We start from the raw sequence: 20,248 nt of genomic DNA on the forward strand, positions 1-20,248 counted from the left end.
CCGATTTCGTCTTACCTTAAAGGAATCAATGATGACCCGATTTGCCATTGCCTTCCCGGGACAAGGTTCCCAGAGCGTCGGCATGCTGGCGGAGCTCGCCGAGCAACACGCCGTGATTAAAGAGACCTTCGCCGAGGCGAGCCAGGTGCTGGGCTATGACCTGTTGGCCCTGGTGTTGAATGGTCCCGCCGAGGATCTGAACAAGACCTGGCGCACCCAGCCGGCACTGTTGACCGCATCCGTCGCCCTGTGGCGCTTGTGGCAACAGCAGGGCGGGGCAACCCCCGCCGTCATGGCTGGCCACAGCCTGGGCGAGTATTCCGCCCTGGTGTGCAGCGGCGCCCTGGCGTTTGCCGATGCGGTCAAGCTGGTCGAACTGCGTGGTCTCGCCATGCAGGAAGCCGTGCCGGAAGGCACTGGCGCCATGGCCGCCATCATAGGTCTGGACAACGACTCCATCGCCGCCAACTGCGAGAAAGCGGCGCAAGGGCAGGTGGTCTCTCCGGTCAACTTCAACTCCCCGGGCCAGGTAGTCATCGCCGGTCACAAGGAAGCAGTCGAGCGCGCCAACGTGCTGATGAAAGAGTCCGGCGCCAAGCGTGCACTGCCGCTGCCGGTCTCGGTGCCGTCCCACTGCGCCCTGATGAAACCCGCTGCCGAAAAACTGGCCGCCGCGCTGGATGGGATCGAGATCAAGGTTCCAACCATCGCCGTCATCAATAATGTCGACGTCTCCTGTGAACAGGATCCGGCCGCCATCAAGCAAGCCCTGGTGCGCCAGCTGTTCAGCCCGGTTCGTTGGACCGAGACGGTAGAGCGGATGGCAAACGACGGTATCACCCTCGAGCTCGAGATGGGCCCGGGCAAGGTGTTGACCGGGCTGGCCAAGCGCATCGATCCGCGCGTGGAAGGCATTCACGCCAACGATGCCGCCTCGTTCGAGCTGGCGCTGGCCCAAGTCAAATAAACAGGAGCAAGTCATGAGTTTTACCGATAAAGTTGTGCTGGTCACCGGCGCCAGCCGTGGCATAGGCCGTGCGATTGCCGAAACTTTTGCGGCCCGTGGCGCGAAAGTGGTGGGGACCGCGACCAGCGAGAGCGGTGCCGAGGCGATCAGCGCCTATCTGGGCGAGCAGGGCTGTGGCATGGCACTGAACGTGACCAGCCAGGAATCCATCGAAACTGTCTTTGCCGCCATCAAGGAGCGCTTTGGCGACATCGACATCCTGATCAACAACGCCGGTATCACCCGCGATAACCTGTTGATGCGGATGAAAGATGACGAGTGGAATGAGATCATCGACACCAATCTCACCTCTCTGTACCGTCTGAGCAAGCCGGTGTTGCGTGCCATGATGAAGAAGCGCCATGGTCGCATCATCAGCATAGGTTCCGTGGTCGGTACCATGGGCAACGCCGGTCAGGTCAACTATGCTGCCGCCAAGGCCGGTCTGGTGGGCTTTACCAAGTCATTGGCCCGTGAAGTGGCTTCCCGTGGTATCACGGTGAATGCGGTGGCCCCCGGTTTCATCGAAACCGACATGACCAAGGCACTGAATGAAGAACAGCGTGCCGGCATCATGAATCAGGTGCCTGCCGCCCGTTTGGGTGATCCGAAAGAAATTGCTGCCGCTGTGGTATTCTTGGCGTCTGACGACGCTGCCTATATTACCGGCGAAACCCTGCATGTTAATGGCGGGATGTACATGGTGTAATCAATTTGTCGTAAGATCTGTTCAAATTTGCGATAATACGCCGAAGTTTGGCGAATTTCGTGGTTTGACCAGCGGCAAGTCACTTGCAAACTCACGTCAATTGAATACACTACCCCAACCAGACGCAATAGCGTATTTTTAAAGGAAAATTCAGGTCATGAGCAACATCGAAGAACGCGTAAAGAAAATCATCATCGAACAACTGGGTGTTAAAGAGGAAGACGTCAAGAACGCTGCCTCCTTCGTCGACGACCTGGGCGCTGACTCTTTGGATACCGTTGAACTGGTAATGGCGCTGGAAGAAGAATTCGATACCGAAATTCCTGATGAAGAAGCCGAGAAGATCACCACTGTTCAAGCGGCTATCGACTACATCACCGCTAATCAGGAATAAGTTCCTGTTCTGAAAGAAGCGGCCCAAGGGCCGCTTCTTTTATGTTTACTCCCTTTCAAAATACCTCTCGGAGACTAGCTCAGTGTCAAAACGCAGAGTCGTGGTAACCGGCCTGGGGATGCTTTCCCCTGTGGGCAATACTGCCGAATCCAGCTGGCAAGCCCTGCTCAACGGGCAGAGCGGCATTTCTCTCATCGATCACTTTGATGCCAGCGAGTTTGCGACCCGTTTCGCAGGCCTGGTCAAAGAGTTCGATCCAGAACAATACGGCATCAACCGCAAAGAAGCCCGCAAGATGGATCTCTTCATCCAGTACGGCGTGGCGGCGGGGGTGCAGGCACTGGATGATTCCGGCCTCGTCATCAACGAAGAGAATGCGGAGCGGGTCGGCGTTGCCATCGGCTCCGGCATCGGCGGTCTGGGTCTCATCGAGCAGAACCACAGCAGCCTCGTCAACGGCGGCCCGCGCAAGCTGAGCCCCTTCTTCGTGCCATCCACCATCATCAATATGGTGTCCGGTCATCTCTCCATCATGAAGGGGCTGCAGGGCCCGAACATCGCCGTGACTACGGCGTGCACCACGGGTACCCACGCCATCGGCATGGCCGGCCGGATGATCGCCTACGGTGATGCGGACGTGATTGTCGCCGGCGGCACCGAGAAAGCCTCCACCCCCATGGGGATGGGCGGCTTTGCGGCGGCCAAGGCACTCTCTACCCGCAACGACGAACCCCAGAAGGCGAGCCGTCCCTGGGACAAGGATCGCGACGGTTTCGTGCTGGGTGATGGCGCCGGGGTGCTGGTGCTGGAAGAGTACGAACACGCCAAGGCCCGTGGCGCCAAGATCTATGCCGAGCTGGTAGGCTTTGGCATGAGCGGTGACGCCTACCACATGACGGCGCCTCCCTCCGATGGCAACGGTGGCGCTCGCGCCATGAAGAATGCCATCAAGGATGCCGGCATAGCGCCGGAGGCGATCGGTTACATCAATGCCCACGGCACCTCCACCCCACTGGGTGATGTGGCCGAGCTGCGTGGCATGAAAGAGGTGTTTGGCGATCATGCCAAGTCCCTGATGATCAGCTCCACCAAGTCCATGACCGGCCACCTGCTGGGGGCGGCGGGGGCCATCGAGGCGATCATCACTGTGTTGGCCCTGCGTGATCAGGTGGCACCGCCCACCATCAATCTGGACAACCCGGATGAGGAGTGCGATCTGGACCTGGTGCCCCATGTGGCCAAACCCGGCCAGTTTGAATATGCCCTCTCCAATTCGTTTGGTTTCGGCGGCACCAATGGCTCCCTGATCTTCAAACGCGTATAATTCGCTTTGGGCGAAATGATAAGGCCCGATACGACTGTATCGGGCCTTTTTTATCGGAGGGATCCCCTTGCTGATTAATGGAATACCGACAGAAGCAGTGTCCGCCCGGGATCGAGGGCTGACATACGGGGACGGCCATTTCACTACCATGTTGGTGAAACAGGGGCAGGTGATCTGGTGGCCGGCACACCTCGCCAGGTTGCAGCATGCCTGCGCCAGACTGGGGTTTGCTGAGCTTCCCTGGGATAGCCTGGCCGCCGAAGTGGCGCAAGTGGCAGCAGGGCAGACGCAGGCTGTCGCCAAGATAGTGCTGACCCGTGGCAGTGGGGGACGGGGCTATGACGGCGCGGGATGCAATACGCCTACCCGCATTGTCTCCCTGGAGCCATACCCGGCGCACTATCTTGACTGGCAGCAAAACGGCATCGCGGCCCTGGTCTGTCAGCAGCAGCTTGGTGATGCTCCCATGCTGGCAGGGCTCAAGACCCTGGGTCGTCTGGAACAAGTTCTGCTCAAAAGCGAACTTGCCGCGCGGGGCGGAGTCGAAGGTATAGTCTTGAACAGCCGTGGATTTCTGGTAGAAGGGGTCAGTGCAAATCTGTTTTGGCGCCGTGGCAAGACGGTGTTCACACCGGATCTCGCACGCGCCGGGATCGATGGCATCATGCGCAAGCGCGTGATGATGATGCTTAAACAGATGGGTATTGAACTGCGTGTCGTGGAGGCTCCGCTGGAGTCACTGTGGCAGGCCGAAGAAGTCTGGTTGACCAATACCCTGATGGGCATAGTGCCGGTCACCAGCATTGGGGATATGCAATATCCCAGCCCGGTATTGATCCGCCGTTTACAGGAGCGTTTGGTCATTGAAGTTTAATCGGCTCTACACCCTGCTCGCGGGGGCAGCCCTGACCGTTGCCGTCGCCGGGGGTTATGTATATTACAAATGGCAAGAGGTGGAGACGCTCACCAACAAGGGGCCGACGCGCCTCTTTACCGTCGAAAAAGGCGCCCATGCGGCGCGCCTGATTGCCGAACTGGGGGAGGGAGAAACCAGCCCCTGGGCGGTGCGGCTCTGGCTGCGTGGCCACCCTGAACTGGTCGCCATCAAGTCTGGTACCTATGAGATCAAGGAAGGGGCCCCGCTCAAGGAGACCCTCTCCCTGTTTGCTTCCGGCAAGGAATTTCATTTCAGCCTGACCTTTGTCGAGGGTTCCCGTTTCGAAGACTGGTTGAAACAGCTCTCGAGCGCTCCTTACCTGGAGCGGCTGACCGTGGAGCAGAGCGAGACTGAGCTGGCGCAAGAGCTTGGCATCGACAACGGCAAGCTGGAGGGCTGGTTCCTGCCGGAAACCTACGCCTACACCACCCATGCCAGCGACATCTCCATCCTGCGCCGTGCCTATCAGGACATGAAAACCTTCCTGCAGGAGAACTGGGAGAAGCGTCAAGCCGATCTGCCCTACAAGACGCCCTATGAGGCGCTCATCATGGCCTCCATCATCGAAAAGGAGACGGGCCAACCGGACGAGCGGGCGCAGATCGCTTCCGTGTTCGTCAATCGGCTGCGCCTTGGCATGAAGCTGCAGACCGACCCCACCGTCATCTACGGGGTGAAGGACAGGTACGATGGCAATATTCGCCGTAGCGATCTCACCGATGTTAACCCCTACAACACCTATGTGATCGATGGCTTGCCGCCGACCCCCATCGCCATGCCGGGCAAGGCATCCATCGAGGCGGCGCTCAACCCCAAGTCGACCGACTATCTCTATTTCGTCGCCAAGGGGGGCGGGGCCCACTATTTCTCCAAGACCCTCGATGAACACAATCGGGCGGTTCGCGAATACATATTGAAGAAACCCTAATGTCTAAATTTATCGTGATTGAAGGACTGGAAGGGGCAGGGAAGAGCTCCGCGGTGCGCTATGTGACCGACTATCTCCATGCCTACGGCATCGACAGGATTGAGTGCACCCGTGAACCGGGTGGCACCCCTCTGGCGGAGCGGATGCGCGCTATCGTCAAGGAGGTGCACGACGAGCGCCTCACTGTCGAAGCCGAATTGCTGCTGATGTATGCCTCCCGGGTGCAGCTCGTGGAGACCCGGATCAAGCCGGCACTGGCCGAGGGCATCTGGGTAGTCGGTGATCGCCACGATCTCTCCTCCCAGGCCTATCAGGGGGGCGGTCGCGGCATAAATGCCCAGCTCATTGGCGCCATCAAGCAGGCGGTACTCGGTGACTTCAAGCCGGATTTGACCCTCTACCTCGATATCGATCCCGCCCTCGGTCTGCAACGAGCACGCCATCGCGGTGAGCTCGACAGGATTGAGCTGGAGCAACTCAGTTTCTTTGAGCGCACCCGCGCCCGCTACCTGGAACTCGCGGCCAAGGATGACACCATCCTGGTGATCGATGCGAGTCAGACGCCGGATCGGGTCAAGGCCGCCATCGAGGCAGCACTGGCCGACTACCTGAAAGATGAGTCCCCATGTATCCCTGGCTGATCCCGGACTGGCATGCCCTGAGCCAGACGGCCCAGGCCGGCCGTCTGGGCCACGCCTGGCTGCTGCTCGGGGATCCCGGCCTTGGCAAGGAACAGCTTGCAGAACGATTGGCGCGCCTGCACCTCTGCCAGCAGCCGGATCGCGGTGAACCCTGCGGTCACTGCCACGCCTGTCAATTGTTCGACAAGGGCCATCATCCGGATCTCGGCACCATTAGCGCCGACAGCAAGAGCATAGGGGTCGAGGCCATCCGCGAGATCTGCGGCCGCCTGCAGAGCACTTCCCAGCTGGGGCGCGGCAAGGTGGTGATCATTCCGGACGCGGAGCGGATGACGGAGTCCGCCGCCAACGCCCTGCTGAAAACCCTGGAAGAGCCGGCCGGCGACAGTCTGCTGTTGCTGATCGCATCTCAAGTTTCTCGCCTGCTGCCCACCATCCTCAGCCGTTGTCACAAGCATGTCTGTCAGCTGCCGACGGAGGGGGAAACCCTGCGCTGGCTGAGTGAACAGGGCCATCAGGCCACTCAGGCCCAGGTGCGGATCTGCCAGGGGGCGCCGCTTCGGGTGCTGGGCTATATCGAAGAACAGCAAGACAGTGCACGCCGGGATCTGTTGGAGAGTTTCGTCTCCCTGTCACAGACGCCGACCCGGGCGGCGAGTGTCTGCTCCCAGCTGGCACAGGAGAGCCAGATCAGGTTGCACTGGTTGCAACTCTTCCTGTGCGATGCCCTCAAGACCCAGGCGGGCTGTGGTCATCACCAGCTGGCGATGCCGGATCTGGCCGCCCTCAGCGAGCAGCTGTCACAGCTGCACTCCAGCGAAAGATTGCTGGAGGCGGAGCAGCAGCTCGTCGCCCTGAAAGCGGCCTGCCAGCCGGGCCAGCTCTCCAATCCCACCATCCATCTGATGAACTGGCTTAATCGCTGGTTATGACAAGTTACAAGGTTGTCTATGTTACTCGTTGATTCCCATTGCCATCTCGACCGTCTCAACTATGGCAGCAAGCAGACCGACATGGCCGATGTCTTGGCCAAGGCCGCGAAACTGGATGTGGGATATTTTCTCTGTGTCAGCGTGACCCAGGCACAGTTCCCGACCATGCTGGCGGCGATCGCCCCTTATCCCCAGGTGTTTGCCTCCTGTGGCGTCCATCCGCTCAATCAGGATCCCGGGGTGGATGCCGCCTTGCTGTTGACGCAGGCGGCGGATGAAAGAGTGGTGGCCATAGGCGAAACCGGGCTCGACTACTTCTATTCGCCGGAAAACAAGGAGGTGCAGCAGGCCTCCTTCCGGGAACATATCCGGGTAGCCCGGGCATTGAACAAGCCCCTCATCATCCATACCCGGGATGCCCAGCAAGACACCCTACAGATCATGCGCGAAGAGGGGGCCGAACAGGTGGGGGGCGTGCTGCACTGTTTCACCGAATCGCTAGAGATGGCCGAGGCCGCCATGGAGATGGGCTTTTACATCTCCATCTCGGGGATAGCCACCTTCAAGAATGCCTCGGCACTGCAGTCCGTGGTCAAGGCATTGCCACTGGAGCGATTGCTGATAGAGACGGACTCTCCTTATCTTGCCCCTGTTCCTCACCGGGGGAAGGAGAACGAGCCCGCCTTCGTACGAGACGTCGCGCAATTTATTGCCGATCTACGGCAGATATCGCTGGCCGAATTGGCAGAGGCCACCAGCCACAATTTCTTTGAGCTATTCAAGCTGGCTAAAAAATAATCCCAAGGAGCCCCGACAAACGGGGCTCTTAATTTAAAATCATCAGCCTGATTACCCGCGGAAATATCAACCACCCACCTCGTTATCTCTCACTCCGCATCCGATACGGACCCATCTTCTGGATAACGTTTTCTCCGGATATAGAGTAAGCCTGTTTATTATCTCCGTGAGGTTGGAGGCAATGAATCAATACCCTTTAAGTATCGATAATATTCATTATCGATACTTGATGGATCGGTAAGATCCTGTAAGATCCTCTTAAACTCCATATCGAATCATAGACTTACGTGGCCTACCCAACCATTTCACCACCTGTTCATCAGTCACTGCAGACGGTATTCGATCCTGCGCTCAATAGCCGGGCGCGGCGTTTCCTGCGCAGTGCAAAAGCGGATTCCACCCTCAATGCCTATCAGGCAGACACTCGTATCTTCGTATTCTGGTGCCAGTTGCATGAGCTGGATCCGCTGCAAACAACCCATCACGACATCATGAACTTTCTGGCGGATCAGGCTGACGGCATATTGGCAGACTGGGTATGGCTGGATAAAGAGGAGGGGAAGGGGGAGCTGCGCAACGGGGAGCCTCGAAAACCCGCCACCCTGGTGCGGCGGCTCGCCGGTATCCGCTATGCCTTCAAGCAGAAGGGCATTCATCCCATGCCGACCGAGCATGCGGAAATAAAGGAGATGATGCGGGGCATAGTGCGCCTCGGGGATAACCGCAAACGCAAGACGGGAGCCCTGACCCTGCAACCCCTGACCCGGGTGCTCAACGAAATAGACACTTCCACCCTGGCGGGGCTGCGGGACCACACCTTGCTACTCTTGATGTTCAGCGGCGCCCTGCGCCGCTCAGAAGCAGCTCGTATCGAGGTGAGCGATCTCGACTTCGTGGGGCAGGGGATCCGGCTACGGCTCAAGCCGAGCAAGCATCAACTCCATGAAACCGAGATCGCGCTCATTCCCGGCAAGCAGTATTGCCCGGTAACCGCCCTCGGCCGCTGGTTGAAAGCGAGCCGCATAAGCCAGGGCCCGCTGTTTCGCCGCATGACCCGCTGGGGGCAGCTCACCGTAGATCCCCTGGGCCCGCAAGGCATCAACCTGATGATCAAGCGGCGAACCGGCCAGGTCATCGACGATCTCTATGTCAGTGGCCACAGCCTGCGCCGAGGTTTCATCACCTCGGCGGTGACCGCGGGCAAGCCGATGAACAAGATCATCGAGGTGACACGGCACAAGGACATGCGTACCCTGCAGGAGTATTTCGACGATGCGCACAAGTTCTCCGATCATGCCCTCGCAGGATTACTGTAAGATAACCGCGCCACGTTGTTTTTTATGTTAAATACCATCTGATTGATTTGATGATATATTTGTCGTACTCCGACGCAGTGCCGGTGAAGGGTCACCATGAAGGGGAAAGAGCCAGGCACAGACGGCGGCTCTCACCCCTGGCAGGGGAGAGTCTCATCCTGCCGAATAGAATGAGAGATAACAAACCAGGAACTCTTAGTTAGCAAGGTCATATGAGCCAGGAAATAAAGATGAATGTGGCGCAAGACAATGCCGAGCGGCAACGCCAACACGTGAAACGCAAGCAGGAAACCCACAGCAGGCTGCAATGCTGGATCAGCAATCGCCATGCCCAGCGGTTGCAAGAACTCGGTCTGCACCTGGAAGACAATCAGGCCTCCCTCATCGAGCAGGCGATCGATCTGCTTTACCAGCACGAGCTGGTGCCCCAGGGGCGACCGGAGAAAGCACTCACGGAGATCAGCGAATAAAAAAAGCCAGGTACGAATTCCTTGTACCTGGCATAGGGGAATTGGCTCCTTGCAGAGCCGTGCGCTAATTGATATGCGGATTGCCTTAAGCTTAGACAAGGTGCGAGGCATTTCAAGAAGTGACTAAAAGTTCAACCAGAGTGTGGGTTTTCCAGACTCGAACAGGTGTCTCAGCATGAACTGGCCGCCGGCATCTCACTCATTGAACAAGTTGTTGTCCCGCACCAGCTCACGGGGCAGGGCATTCTTGATGCGGCTCCCCACCCATTTCCCCATACCAAGCGGGTAACCCTGATAGCGGACGATCACTTCCCCCGTTCCCGGGGCCAGCTCGGGCCAGACATCCCGTCCCATCATGAATTCACGCCCGTTGGCAGCATCCAGCTCGACACACCCCCGGGTGGCCAGGCTGCCATAGGCCAGCGCCCATTCGTGGGTGAGGCGATAACCCTTCTTGAAGGTTTCTGCCAGCTTAATGCCGATGCGATCGAAGCGCAGCTTGCCCTGCACCTGCTCAAAGGCGTGAGGGAAGAGCCAGATCTCGCCATTGCGACCAAACAGCTGACCCCGCGCAGCGACCCCGAAGCTCGCCTCTATCTCCTGCAACATGGGCTCGGCCTCTTTCGCCGGCAGAGGGGAGAAGGGGAACTTGCCGAGTTTGCCCGGCTTGAACATGGTGTTGGGCACTGAGTGGTGCTTGCTGATCCTGGCGACGAAGAAGCCCTCGCTGTCGAAGATCTGGGGCCAGACATGCAGGTAACCCTCGGGGGTGCAGGCTTGCCCGGCACCGGGGAAGAGAGAGGCTAGGGAGTCGACGCTCAGGGCGTCGCCGAACTTGTCTTGTAGCGACTGACAGACCGCCTGGTTCTCCTGCAGGCTCAGGGTGCAGGTGGAGTAGACCAGTACGCCACCGGGTTTGAGGGCGTGGAAGGCGCTCTCCAGCAGCCCTTGCTGCACAGCGGCAATCTCCTCGATGCTTTCGAGACTCCAGTTGCGCAGGGCATCTTCATCCTTGCGCACCGTGCCTTCCCCCGAGCAGGGGGCATCGAGCAGGATGGCATCGAAGGTTTCCGGCAACCACTGACCAAACACCTTGGCATCGAAATGGGTCATGGCCACATTGGTCACGCCACAGCGCTGGATATTGGCGCTCAGCACCTTGAGCCGGCTGCTGGAAAACTCATTGGCAACCAGCATGCCTTGGTTGTTCATCAGGGCCGCTACCTGGGTGGTCTTTGAGCCGGGCGCCGCCGCCGCATCCAGCAGCATGCCATCGTGCTTTATCCGCTCGCTGGCAAAGAGCGCCGTCACCGGCAGCATGGAGCTCGCCTCCTGGATGTAGAAGAGGCCGCACAGGTGCTCGGCAGTGTTGCCAAGGGGCACGCTCTCGTCGGCCCGGGTCAGCCAGAAGCCGGTTTCGCACCAGGGCACGGGATCCAGCTGCCAGCCCAGTGACGCCATGCGTGTCACGAATTCGGGCACGGAGATCTTGAGGGTGTTGACCCGGATGCTGCGCCGCAGCGGCCGCCGACAGCTCGCCACGAACGCATCCATGGAGAGATGGGTCGGCATGATGTCCGCGATATGACGCAGGAAGTGTTCGGGAAGGTAGGTATTGTCGTGCACGGTGCCGTCTCGCTGACCCAAAAGAGGGGCGACATAGTACCACAGGGGTCGGAATATTCTGAATGGGCGATGGGTAAAACGAACAAGCCCGGCACTGGGCCGGGCTTGGGTCAAAGGGTCAGGGGAGCATCAGGGCTGGATGCGGGGGCTCCACTCCAGCCACTCCTTCTCCGCCTTGCCATGAAGCGGGTAGCTGTGGCCGGCCTTGACGGTCGGCCCCATCTCCCGCTCCGGGGTGTTGAAGGCGATGCCGCCGGCCAGCAGGCTCTGCACGGTTTCCACCTCTATGGTGCCGCCGGTCAGGCCGATGTCTGCCTTGACCCCGGACACGTTCCAGAAGCGGCTGTTGGCGCGCACCAGGTGAGCGTAATTCCTGTCGATGTTCACCTCGATCAGCACCTCGCTGCCATCACGGGCCAGCGCCACACCGCTGACGCTACCCACCACCATCTTGCGAAACAGCAGGGGGCTGCCGACGCTGATGCCGCTCACGGAGGGGCTCTTGAGGGTCAGGGCCAATCCGATGGGGGCGCTCAGACTCAAGGGGAAGTGCTCCTTGCCCGCGCCCTGGCCCGGGCTTGCCTCCACGAAGGCGCCCTTGATCAGGGTGTCCAGATGGGAGACGCCCCCCAGCCCGAGCTTGGCCTGCACCAGGGTGTAGCGTGCTCCGCTCTGCAGGAAACGGGCGGCATACTGCCCATCCAGCTCGGCCTTGAAACGCACCTGGCCCAGGGTGGGATCCAGCTCGATCTGCTCCACCTTGCCGATGTCCACACCGCGATAACGGATGGGGCTGCCCACTCCGAGTCCGGGGTTGCTGTCGGCGGTCAGCGTGAGGGTGCGGACCTGGGTACTGGCCTGCGCCTTGCTGTCAAACAGCTGATGGCTGCTGCGGCCGGTGCCGAGCAGGTCAAACTCGATGGCACCCCGCAGCAGGGTGGCGAGGTTGCCCATCTTGACCTGCACGCCGTCGAGCCGGATCTTGCCCTCGATGGCTGCCTTCTTCCAGAACTGGGGCTGCTGCCTGAGCAGGGGCGCATAGACGGCGTCGATCTCCAGGGTGATGGCCACCCCGCGCTCCTCGGCTTTCAACGCCTTGACCTTGCCCGCCTCCAACCCCAGATAGAAGACGGGGGAACCCACGCCAATCCCGTCTGCTTGCTCGGCGTGCAGTGTCCAGCGCTCGGGTTGGGCGTTGCGACTGCCAAGCAGGGCCAGTTCCTCGCTCGGATAGAGGCGGTCGATACGATCCCCCCCGGCAGCCTGGACCAGCTTGATCCCACCCGCCAGCCAGGCACTTGCCGGGCTGGTCTCCACCTTGACGCCGCTCAGATCGGCCTGGACCTGCAGAGGGGATGCACGATAGAAACGGGCCCGTTTCAGCAGATGTTGATAGCGCTCGTTCACCACCAGGCTGACGCTGGCATTGCCGCTGGCATCCAGGGTCAGCGCCCCCAGCTGGCCTATCTGCAACCCCTTGAACCAGAGCGGTGCGCCCTCGTTCAACCCGGCGAGATCGTCCGCCTGCAGGGTGAGCTTGATCCCGCTGATCTGGGCCTGGCTCTCCAGCGTCATGGTATTGACCTGCTCGCCCGCCACATAATCGAGGCGGATGGCCGGTCCGGTCAGCAGGCGATCCGCATGCTTGACCCCGGTGGGGGAGAGGGAGACCGTCTCCCAGACCAGGCGGCTCTTGCCGGTCATGCGAAATGCCTGCTCGGGGTTGATCAGCGCCGTGACGACCCGGCCCTGCTCGGTCAGGCGAATGGGATCAATCCTGCCAATCTCGATCCCTTCATAGAGGATGGGCATGCCATCCTTGACGGGCAGAGAGCCCGCCTGGATGGTGATGCGCTCGCCCCGGGCCGCCTCGGCCAGCCCTTTATAAAGGGTGAAATTGAGCCCCTTTTGCGCGACAGGCGACGCTTTGGGGGAGTCGAACGCAATGCCGCCGCTCAGGATGGAGGTGAGGCTACCTGCCTCCACGCTGACGCCAGCCAGACTGAAGGAGCCCTTGATGCCGCTGATGTTCCAGAAACGGGTATCCACCTTGACCAGGTGCTCGAAGCGCGGCTCTATCACCAGATCCAGGATCACATTCTGGTTGTCCTCCCCCAGGCGGGTGTTGATGACGCTGCCCACCTCGATCCCGCGGAAGTAGATCCTGGCTCCGATGCCGACCGAGCCCAGCGAATCGGCGGTCAGGTGTAGGGTCCGCCCCTGGGCCTGATAGCCGGGGGGAGGGCCGTCCAGAGCATCGAACTCATCCTCCAGCGGGTTGTTGTCACGGCCGGGTTGCAGGTTGATGTAGTTGCCGGAGACCAGGGTATCTAAACCGGAGATCTCGGTGAGGGAGGCCTTGGGGCTTACCAGCCAGAAGTCAGACCCCTTGCGAATGAGCGGGCGGGCACGGCTGTCGACCTTGGCGAGCACGGCTATCTTGCGACCGTCCTGAGCCAGCTCCAGTTCCTGAACCACCCCGATGGCCACCCCCTGATAACGCAGTTGGGTCTTGCCCGGCAAGATGCCGTTACCCTGGGCAAAGTTGATGCGAATGAGCTGACCACTGGTTGTCCACTGCTGGTAGATGAACCCCCCTGCCAGCAAGAGGGCGATGAAGGGCAACAGCCAGACTGGAGATAACCAGCGACGTTTCTCAATGACGGGTTCAGCCCCGATCATACCGACTCCTTAAGTTGGCTGTGATGCACAGCACATCCGATACAGAAAAAATGCATTAACGGGCCGCCTTGTCCCATAACAGACGGGTATCTAGCATCCGGGCCGACATCATGGTGAGGATCACCACGCCGGCAAAGGCGGTTGCCCCAGGCCCGGCCCGTACGTTGAGCAAGACCCCGCGGTCCACCAGAGCCACCATCAGCGAGATCACGAACAGATCCAGCATGGACCAGCGACCGATGAAATCGATGATGCGATACATGATGAGCTGACGCTTGCGCCGCACCGGTTTGCTGCGTTGCAACTGCCAGCAGATCCAGCCCAGCCCCAGTATCTTGCCGATGGGGACTATGATGCTCGCGGTCAGCACTATGGTGGCGATGCCCGACATCTTGCTGCGATAGAGCGCCATGATACCGCTGAAAATGGTATCGGACTGCAGTAATCCCTTGTTGTAGAAGTGGGTGATGGGCAGCAGGTTCGCGGGCAGCAACATGAAGCTGGCGAGCGCCAGCAACCCCCATGACCAGGCGAGCGAATGGGGGATCCGCATCTGCAAAGGGCTGTGGCAACGGGGGCAACTCATGGCGCTCTGGTAACGCACCAGCAGGCCGCAGGTGTGGCAGCGGCAAAGCCCCAGTTCACGGGCGCTGGTCGGGATCATGTTCCGGCTCCTGCGAGGCATTTTGCAACGGTATCCGCTCCCAATAGGGGGCAGGATCAAAGAGGATCAGCAGCGTCATGTTGAGCAGCATCAAGATTCCCAGGCTGAGCAGGCCGCCCCCCAGACGCACGTCGGCGATGTCAATGAGCTTGAACAGGGCGACCATCAGACTGACGATGTAGACCTCCAGCATGGCCCAATGCCGGAACACCTCTACGGCCTTGAGCGTCGGGGCCAGTATGTGCCAGCGCTTGGCAAGGCCGGAGGCGAGCGCAAAGATGCCGAGCAGCAGCCCCACTGGCGCCAGCACTGCGCACCAGAGCACCAGGCTCGCCACCCAGAGTTCGCCCTCCCCAAACAGCATCAGAATGCCTTTGAGCAGGTTGGCATCGGAATTGACACCGGCCAGGCGCAGGTAGAGCAGGGGCTCGAAGAGGGTGGAGGGCAGCAGTAGGAAGCCGGTGATGGTGAGGGCCATCAACTGGGAAGGACGAAAGGCATAGCGACCATAGAGATGCTGGTGACAGCGAGGACAATGGGCGTGACGACGCAGGGGCAACAGCTTGCGTTCGATCAGCAAGTCACACGCCGGGCAGACGATCACGGAGTGGGGATCCGACATACGATTCAACCTGTTGAAGGAATTGATAAAATTTACCCTAAAACGCCTTCGCTGTCTTGCCGGAGCTCCGTCTCTGGCCAAGAAAAGATGGCCCGGCCTGCCAACTCCCAGGGCAATAGAAAGAAACACGGGACAGAGGGCGCGTTGGCGGACCTGAGTGATATTTGCAACACTGTATATTCATACATATACTTGCAGTCACTATCATGAGGAGGACGCCACTATGGCCGTTGAGATCAAGTATGTTGTCGTGCGTGGGGGAGTGGAGAAGATGACCTTTGCCAGCAAGAAAGAGGCGGATGCCTATGACAAGCTGCTGGATACCGCCGATGAACTGATGACGCTGCTGGCCGGAGCGCCTGTCCAGCTGGCGCCCGAGCAGCAGGAGAGCCTGGCCTTTTACCTGGCCGAGCAGCGGGATCTGCTGCAAAACGTGCTGCGCGGTGGTAAGGGGCAGGGGATCAGCACCAAGGAAGACAAGGTGGACGCCGAGAAGCCCAAGGGAAAATCCCTCAAGAGTGTGGCCTGATAAGGAAAGGACGGGGCAGGGCGTCCAGCCCTGGGCCCCGCACCACAATATTCATGCAGGGCCCATTTCCAGTCACTCTTGTCGCTATTTACCCCGAGAAATTTCCAACAAGAGTGCATATTCATTGAATAAAAACCATGCTCTATCCTGAGCTGTGTCCGCCAGGGAAAGCCTTGAAGACTCATCCCCGGACCATCTGGCATCTCCTGATGCCGATAACCCCATTTATCGGCATCAGGATTGCGCGGCACCGGGCCAGCCTCACTCAACAAGACTCACAAGCACCATCATGACTCATCCGTCACTGCCACCTGCCATGCCGTTGTTCGATAATCTGCTCCATTTGGAGGCGGGCAACCCCCAGGTCAACCAGTATCTGGCCACTCTCAGCCTGGGCAATGTTCCCGATGCCGGCCTCGTCTATGAGCTGGCCGTCGACTGGCTGCTGGAGCAGCGCCACAGCGAGAACAACTACAAGACCTACCGCAGCGAGCTGACCACCTTCCTGCATTGGTGTTTCTGCGAAGTGGCCATCAGCCCCAAGGATCTCACCAGGCGCATCATGATGCGCTACCTGGACTACTGCCAGGCACCGCCACAGGCGCTGATCGCATACCGAAACGTAGCCCAGTTCGTACTCGACAAGGAGTGGGGAGAGCGGCTGCCCAACCCCTTGTGGCGACCGTTTCTCGGCAAGCGGGAACTGGGCCGCGAGCTGCCATATCGCCTGAGCGAGCAGGCGATGAAAACCAAGCTCGCCATACTGTCGGCCTTCTTTCAATTCCTGATCCAGGAGGAGTACATGGACCTCAATCCTGCACTCTTGCTGCAACGGGTCAAGCGGCCGGACAGCCAGGACGCCGGTGAAGAGGCCCAGTCCTTTACCGAATTGCAGTGGTCCTATGTGATGCAGGCTGCCGAACAGTTGGCAACCGAATGCCCGGCCCAGCATGAACGCAGCCGATTTCTCATCTGCCTCATGTACGCCTGTTATCTGCGTATCTCCGAGGTGGCGGCCAGACCGGGCTTCAGCCCCGTCATGAGCCAGTTTCGCCGCGACAGCAAGACCGGGGTCTGGGGTTATGACATACCGCGCAGCAAGGGTGGCAAACGCCGCACAGTGGCCGTCTCACAAGCCTTGCTGGATGCATTGGCACGCTATCGCACCTTTCTTGGGCTCTCGCCGCTGCCAGCCCCGGGCGAACAGACGCCGCTCTTCGTGCGCCACAAGGCGGCCGCCCATGGCCGTGAGCAAGGCGAGCTCAATGCCAATCTCGGCATCCGCCAACTGCGGGACCTGGTGATGGCGGTCTTCGAGCAAGCAGCCAACCAGGCCGAGCAGGATGGCTTTGCTCAGGATGCCGCCGAGATGCGCACCCTGACGCCACACTCCATCCGCCATACCGGCATCACCCACGACATCAATCTGCATGGCCGACCGCTGTCACACGTGCAAGCCGACGCCGGACACGACAGCATAGACACCACCTCCAAATACCTGCACACCGGCAACAGCGAACGGCACGAGAGTGCCAACCATAAGCCTCTGAATCGCCTGCATGAATGAGTGCCGGTACGCAGACTGCGCAAAAAGCATCAGTGTATCGGCCAAGTGCCAGATTGCGGGAAAATATGCCTGCCAGTCACCTCTCAACTAAACCGCGCATAATGTATATTATGTTAAATGATGTATGCTTGATTCCTGTTACCGCCAATTGAACTGTGTATAATGGAAACAATTGATCCTATCCCCGACCGGATGTCTTAAGTGGCTGAATTAACATCAGAACAATTAAAACCCGCTTTCACGATTGAGCAGTTCCCCACGCTCAGCGAGCTCGAACCCATCCCTTTTGCCGCCCTGCAACCCAGAGCAATTTCCGGCATCAAGCGACTGGCCAGTTTTGATGGTGACTGCCCGGTCATGTTGCTCAATGGATTCCCGGGTGCAGATTATGAGAGTGTCTGCCAGACCTTGATCGCCTCTTCCAATGGCAAGGATGGCGACCTGTTCGATCTCTGCTACACCGAAAACCTCAACAACCCGTTCAAGCCTATCTGGCTACGCCTGCAACCCGGTACCGGGTTTGAATTCTGCGAGATGGTTGGTGAACTGCTCAAGCTGATGAGCCATCATCTGGATGCCGAGCGCCTAGTCACCCGCATCATCCGCAAGCAGGAAAATGACCCCAAGATCGTGGACTTTCTCTCCGATCTGGCGGCGCACGTGGCCCAGGGGCTCGAATTCCAGCACCCGGTGCTCATCAACCTGCTGATCCATCACGAAGAGCAGCAAGCCCCCGTCATCTATGGTCGGGACTTGAACTGGGACACTCTGTTTGGCTCCATCAACTACCAGACCGAGCAAGGCTCCGTCTATGCCAACCAGCACTTGCTGGAGCCGGGCCTGCTGCGGGAAGCCAACGGCGGCTACCTCATCTTGCAACTCGACGAGCTGCTCGATCAGCCCCATCTCTGGTTCAAGCTCAAGAACGCCATGCAAAAAGGCGAGCTGGACTGGAATGCCTATCAGGAAGGCAAGACCCTGACCCCCTTCTTCACCCCAGAGGCCACGCCTATCCGGTTCAAACTGATCCTGGTGGGCGACCGGCTGGATGTGGCCGAATTCCAGATGCTGGACAGGGACATGTCCGAACGCATCTTCCTGCGCGCCGATCTGGTGTCCGAGGTGAACATCGAAGAGGACTTGCCCGAGTTTCTGCAATACTTGGCCTGGCTGCGGCTGCGCTGGAACCTGCTGGACTTCACTCCGGGTGCCCTCCTCGCCCTGTGTCGCCATGCCAGTCGTCTCTGTGACCATCAGGAGTGGCTCTCCCTCTCGGAGGTGCAGCTCAGCGCCATCATGCGCATGGCTGACAGCCTGGCCCGGGAGCTGGAGGCGGAGAAGGTGACCGACGAGCACATACTGCTCGCCCTGGAGGAGCAGGATTACCGTCTCAACTACCTGGTGGAACAATCCGATCAGGGGGTCATCGATGGCCAGATCCTGCTGCAGACCGACGGTGAAGAGGTGGGCCAGATCAACGGCCTCTCCGTCATCCAGGTGGCCGGTCATCCCTATGACTTCGGTGAACCGGTACGACTGACCGCCACTGTGCATCTGGGGGATGGCGACGTGGCCGACATCGAGCGCAAGGCTGAGCTCGCCGGCCACATTCACGCCAAGGCGATGATGATCATCCACGGCTATCTCTCCAACAAGTTCGGCGCAGAGAACCCCTCGCCGCTCTCGGCAAACCTGGTGTTCGAGCAGTCCTATCACGAGATTGACGGCGACAGCGCCTCCCTGACAGGTCTGTGCGCCCTGCTCTCTGCCCTCGCCCGCCAACCCATCTCCCAGCGTTTCGCGGTAACCGGCGCGGTCGATCAGTTCGGCAACGTGCAGGCTGTCGGTGGCGTCAACGAGAAGATCGAAGGCTTCTTCCGGGTGTGCAAGATCCATGGCATCACCGGCAAGCAGGGCATTATCCTGCCCGGTACCAACGCCCAGCAGCTCAACCTCTCCGATGAGGTGATTGCCGCCGTCGAAGCGGGTCAGTTCCATATCCACCCGGTGGATCATGTGGAAGAGGCCATCGAATTGTTGACCGGCTGTGTGGCCGGAGAGCCTGACATGCCGGACACCCTGTTTGGCCGGATTCAGGACAGACTGGATGAACTCAATGGCACTGCACCCAAGAGTGGCGTGCTGCGCAACCTGCTGGGCCGTCTATTCGGCCTCTAAATAAAGTGATCGGAGTTGTTTAGCGAACAACTGTAAGCTAAATTGACCCGGCTTTGACCCATATGAAGGATAAACAGCGTGACCCTAGATAACGACACCACTAATCCCCGCCTCTCCCTGTGTGAACAAGGTAAAGAGTCGTTTACCCGTGAAGAGCTGCTTGCCTGCAGCCGTGGCGAATTATTTGGTGAGGGTAACAGCCAACTGCCCGCCCCCAACATGCTGATGATGGATCGCATCGTCAAGATCAATGACAACGGTGGTGAGCACGGCAAAGGCGAAATCCTGGCCGAACTCGATATCACTCCGGATCTCTGGTTCTTTGACTGCCATTTCCCTGGCGACCCCGTCATGCCGGGCTGTCTGGGGCTCGACGCCATGTGGCAACTGGTCGGTTTCTTCCTGGGCTGGAAAGGCGGTCCTGGCAAGGGACGCGCTCTGGGCGTGGGCGAGGTGAAATTCACCGGCCAGATCCTGCCGACCGCCAAGAAAGTGACCTACAAGATCACCTTCAAACGCGTCATCAACCGCAAACTGGTGATGGGGATTGCCGACGGCGTGGTCGAGGTGGATGGTCGTCCGATCTACAGCGCGACCGACCTGAAAGTGGGCCTGTTCAAAGACACCACCGCATTCTGATCTGCTCTGACCCGGTCAGAGAGTGACAACGTAAAGGGGCCGCCATGGCCCCTTTCCTTTTGTAATGAGTGATGAAGTCTCGGTTACTTCATGAAGAGGCCTGAGCCTCGCCCCTCCATGGCGTCGCGCCAACCACCAAGCCAGTGCCCTCTGGCATCCAGGCATTGATACGGACACGCTTCTTTCTGTTTGCCGACTACGCCAGCCTGATAACCACGAGCGCGAGCTCTCTCCAGACGGTCCCGTTTCTGTCTCTTCATCATCTACGACCCTCTTCGTGGAACAA

Annotated in this window: 20 protein-coding genes; 15 read left to right on the top strand and 5 right to left on the bottom strand. The window is 59.5% G+C overall.

What is annotated here, in order from left to right:
- Positions 1-31: 31 nt before the first annotated feature.
- The 11 genes from fabD to KW824_RS00280 all read left to right on the top strand — a co-directional run bounded on the left by fabD (position 32) and on the right by KW824_RS00280 (position 9,455).
- Positions 32-967, top strand: coding sequence for an ACP S-malonyltransferase (fabD, locus tag KW824_RS00230; RefSeq protein ID WP_043131875.1), 936 nt, complete (start codon positions 32-34; stop codon positions 965-967).
- A 13-nt stretch (positions 968-980) separates the two neighbouring features.
- Positions 981-1,715 (top strand): 3-oxoacyl-ACP reductase FabG, encoded by a 735-nt coding sequence (fabG, locus tag KW824_RS00235; RefSeq protein WP_025326981.1) that lies wholly within the window; start codon positions 981-983, stop codon positions 1,713-1,715.
- Positions 1,716-1,872: 157 nt separating this feature from the next.
- On the top strand, positions 1,873-2,109 hold the full coding sequence (gene acpP / locus KW824_RS00240) for an acyl carrier protein (RefSeq protein WP_005300909.1): 237 nt from the start codon (positions 1,873-1,875) through the stop codon (positions 2,107-2,109).
- Positions 2,110-2,191: 82 nt separating this feature from the next.
- The gene (gene fabF / locus KW824_RS00245) at positions 2,192-3,433 is read left to right on the top strand and encodes a beta-ketoacyl-ACP synthase II (RefSeq protein ID WP_218408540.1); all 1,242 of its coding nucleotides are present in this window, start codon (positions 2,192-2,194) and stop codon (positions 3,431-3,433) included.
- A gap of 67 nt (positions 3,434-3,500) precedes the next feature.
- Entirely contained in the window at positions 3,501-4,307 is an 807-nt protein-coding gene (gene pabC / locus KW824_RS00250) for an aminodeoxychorismate lyase (RefSeq protein ID WP_218408541.1), read from the top strand.
- Positions 4,297-5,298, top strand: coding sequence for an endolytic transglycosylase MltG (gene mltG, locus KW824_RS00255; protein WP_218408542.1), 1,002 nt, complete (start codon positions 4,297-4,299; stop codon positions 5,296-5,298). Before pabC ends, mltG begins: the two co-directional genes overlap by 11 nt.
- Entirely contained in the window at positions 5,298-5,939 is a 642-nt protein-coding gene (tmk, locus tag KW824_RS00260; protein WP_218408543.1) for a dTMP kinase, read from the top strand. The genes mltG and tmk overlap by 1 nt, the downstream gene beginning before the upstream one ends.
- Positions 5,924-6,871 carry a DNA polymerase III subunit delta' gene (gene holB, locus KW824_RS00265; RefSeq protein WP_218408544.1) on the top strand — a complete coding sequence of 316 codons (948 nt, stop codon included), beginning with the start codon at positions 5,924-5,926 and terminating at the stop codon, positions 6,869-6,871. The genes tmk and holB overlap by 16 nt, the downstream gene beginning before the upstream one ends.
- Before the next feature lie 18 nt (positions 6,872-6,889).
- Positions 6,890-7,669 carry a TatD family hydrolase gene (locus KW824_RS00270; protein WP_218408545.1) on the top strand — a complete coding sequence of 260 codons (780 nt, stop codon included), beginning with the start codon at positions 6,890-6,892 and terminating at the stop codon, positions 7,667-7,669.
- A gap of 287 nt (positions 7,670-7,956) precedes the next feature.
- Positions 7,957-8,985 (top strand): site-specific integrase, encoded by a 1,029-nt coding sequence (locus KW824_RS00275; protein WP_371316566.1) that lies wholly within the window; start codon positions 7,957-7,959, stop codon positions 8,983-8,985.
- Positions 8,986-9,197: 212 nt separating this feature from the next.
- On the top strand, positions 9,198-9,455 hold the full coding sequence (locus KW824_RS00280; protein WP_139751745.1) for a RepB family protein: 258 nt from the start codon (positions 9,198-9,200) through the stop codon (positions 9,453-9,455).
- A 195-nt stretch (positions 9,456-9,650) separates the two neighbouring features.
- Here KW824_RS00280 and rsmF read toward each other — a convergent pair whose 3' ends face one another.
- From rsmF to KW824_RS00300, 4 genes are all read right to left on the bottom strand, one after another.
- Positions 9,651-11,081: a 16S rRNA (cytosine(1407)-C(5))-methyltransferase RsmF gene (rsmF, locus tag KW824_RS00285; protein WP_218408546.1), complete on the bottom strand. Its 1,431-nt coding sequence runs from the start codon at positions 11,079-11,081 to the stop codon at positions 9,651-9,653.
- Positions 11,082-11,210: 129 nt separating this feature from the next.
- Positions 11,211-13,763: an MlaD family protein gene (locus tag KW824_RS00290; protein ID WP_218408547.1), complete on the bottom strand. Its 2,553-nt coding sequence runs from the start codon at positions 13,761-13,763 to the stop codon at positions 11,211-11,213.
- Between the two features lie 55 nt (positions 13,764-13,818).
- Positions 13,819-14,427 (bottom strand): paraquat-inducible protein A, encoded by a 609-nt coding sequence (locus KW824_RS00295; RefSeq protein WP_171268971.1) that lies wholly within the window; start codon positions 14,425-14,427, stop codon positions 13,819-13,821.
- Positions 14,405-15,049 carry a paraquat-inducible protein A gene (locus KW824_RS00300; protein ID WP_218408548.1) on the bottom strand — a complete coding sequence of 215 codons (645 nt, stop codon included), beginning with the start codon at positions 15,047-15,049 and terminating at the stop codon, positions 14,405-14,407. The genes KW824_RS00295 and KW824_RS00300 overlap by 23 nt, the downstream gene beginning before the upstream one ends.
- A gap of 223 nt (positions 15,050-15,272) precedes the next feature.
- Between KW824_RS00300 and KW824_RS00305 the strand changes: the two genes are divergently transcribed.
- From KW824_RS00305 to fabA, 4 genes are all read left to right on the top strand, one after another.
- The gene (locus tag KW824_RS00305; RefSeq protein ID WP_218408549.1) at positions 15,273-15,578 is read left to right on the top strand and encodes a YebG family protein; all 306 of its coding nucleotides are present in this window, start codon (positions 15,273-15,275) and stop codon (positions 15,576-15,578) included.
- A 289-nt stretch (positions 15,579-15,867) separates the two neighbouring features.
- Positions 15,868-17,145: a site-specific integrase gene (locus tag KW824_RS00310; RefSeq protein WP_139750699.1), complete on the top strand. Its 1,278-nt coding sequence runs from the start codon at positions 15,868-15,870 to the stop codon at positions 17,143-17,145.
- Positions 17,146-17,346: 201 nt separating this feature from the next.
- Entirely contained in the window at positions 17,347-19,323 is a 1,977-nt protein-coding gene (locus tag KW824_RS00315) for a Lon protease family protein (protein ID WP_202045767.1), read from the top strand.
- A 78-nt stretch (positions 19,324-19,401) separates the two neighbouring features.
- Positions 19,402-19,962, top strand: coding sequence for a 3-hydroxyacyl-[acyl-carrier-protein] dehydratase FabA (gene fabA / locus KW824_RS00320; protein ID WP_005329590.1), 561 nt, complete (start codon positions 19,402-19,404; stop codon positions 19,960-19,962).
- Positions 19,963-20,045: 83 nt separating this feature from the next.
- On the opposite strand, the gene rmf is transcribed toward fabA, so the two are convergent.
- On the bottom strand, positions 20,046-20,225 hold the full coding sequence (gene rmf / locus KW824_RS00325) for a ribosome modulation factor (protein ID WP_005315693.1): 180 nt from the start codon (positions 20,223-20,225) through the stop codon (positions 20,046-20,048).
- Between the last annotated feature and the right edge of the window lie 23 nt (positions 20,226-20,248).

This window comes from Aeromonas sp. sif0611 (assembly GCF_019218845.1).
Classification (GTDB): Bacteria; Pseudomonadota; Gammaproteobacteria; order Enterobacterales; family Aeromonadaceae; genus Aeromonas; species Aeromonas media.

Excerpts from the sequence above, each read along its gene's own strand:
- fabD (WP_043131875.1), top strand. The coding sequence starts at position 32 with ATGACCCGATTTGCCATTGCCTTCCCGGGACAAGGTTCCCAGAGCGTC.
- acpP (WP_005300909.1), top strand. The coding sequence starts at position 1,873 with ATGAGCAACATCGAAGAACGCGTAAAGAAAATCATCATCGAACAACTG.
- fabG (WP_025326981.1), top strand. The coding sequence starts at position 981 with ATGAGTTTTACCGATAAAGTTGTGCTGGTCACCGGCGCCAGCCGTGGC.
- KW824_RS00270 (WP_218408545.1), top strand. The coding sequence starts at position 6,890 with ATGTTACTCGTTGATTCCCATTGCCATCTCGACCGTCTCAACTATGGC.
- KW824_RS00280 (WP_139751745.1), top strand. The coding sequence starts at position 9,198 with ATGAGCCAGGAAATAAAGATGAATGTGGCGCAAGACAATGCCGAGCGG.
- tmk (WP_218408543.1), top strand. The coding sequence starts at position 5,298 with ATGTCTAAATTTATCGTGATTGAAGGACTGGAAGGGGCAGGGAAGAGC.
- KW824_RS00310 (WP_139750699.1), top strand. The coding sequence starts at position 15,868 with ATGACTCATCCGTCACTGCCACCTGCCATGCCGTTGTTCGATAATCTG.
- rmf (WP_005315693.1), bottom strand. The coding sequence starts at position 20,225 with ATGATGAAGAGACAGAAACGGGACCGTCTGGAGAGAGCTCGCGCTCGT.
- KW824_RS00295 (WP_171268971.1), bottom strand. The coding sequence starts at position 14,427 with ATGATCCCGACCAGCGCCCGTGAACTGGGGCTTTGCCGCTGCCACACC.
- KW824_RS00305 (WP_218408549.1), top strand. The coding sequence starts at position 15,273 with ATGGCCGTTGAGATCAAGTATGTTGTCGTGCGTGGGGGAGTGGAGAAG.
- holB (WP_218408544.1), top strand. The coding sequence starts at position 5,924 with ATGTATCCCTGGCTGATCCCGGACTGGCATGCCCTGAGCCAGACGGCC.
- KW824_RS00290 (WP_218408547.1), bottom strand. The coding sequence starts at position 13,763 with ATGATCGGGGCTGAACCCGTCATTGAGAAACGTCGCTGGTTATCTCCA.
- KW824_RS00300 (WP_218408548.1), bottom strand. The coding sequence starts at position 15,049 with ATGTCGGATCCCCACTCCGTGATCGTCTGCCCGGCGTGTGACTTGCTG.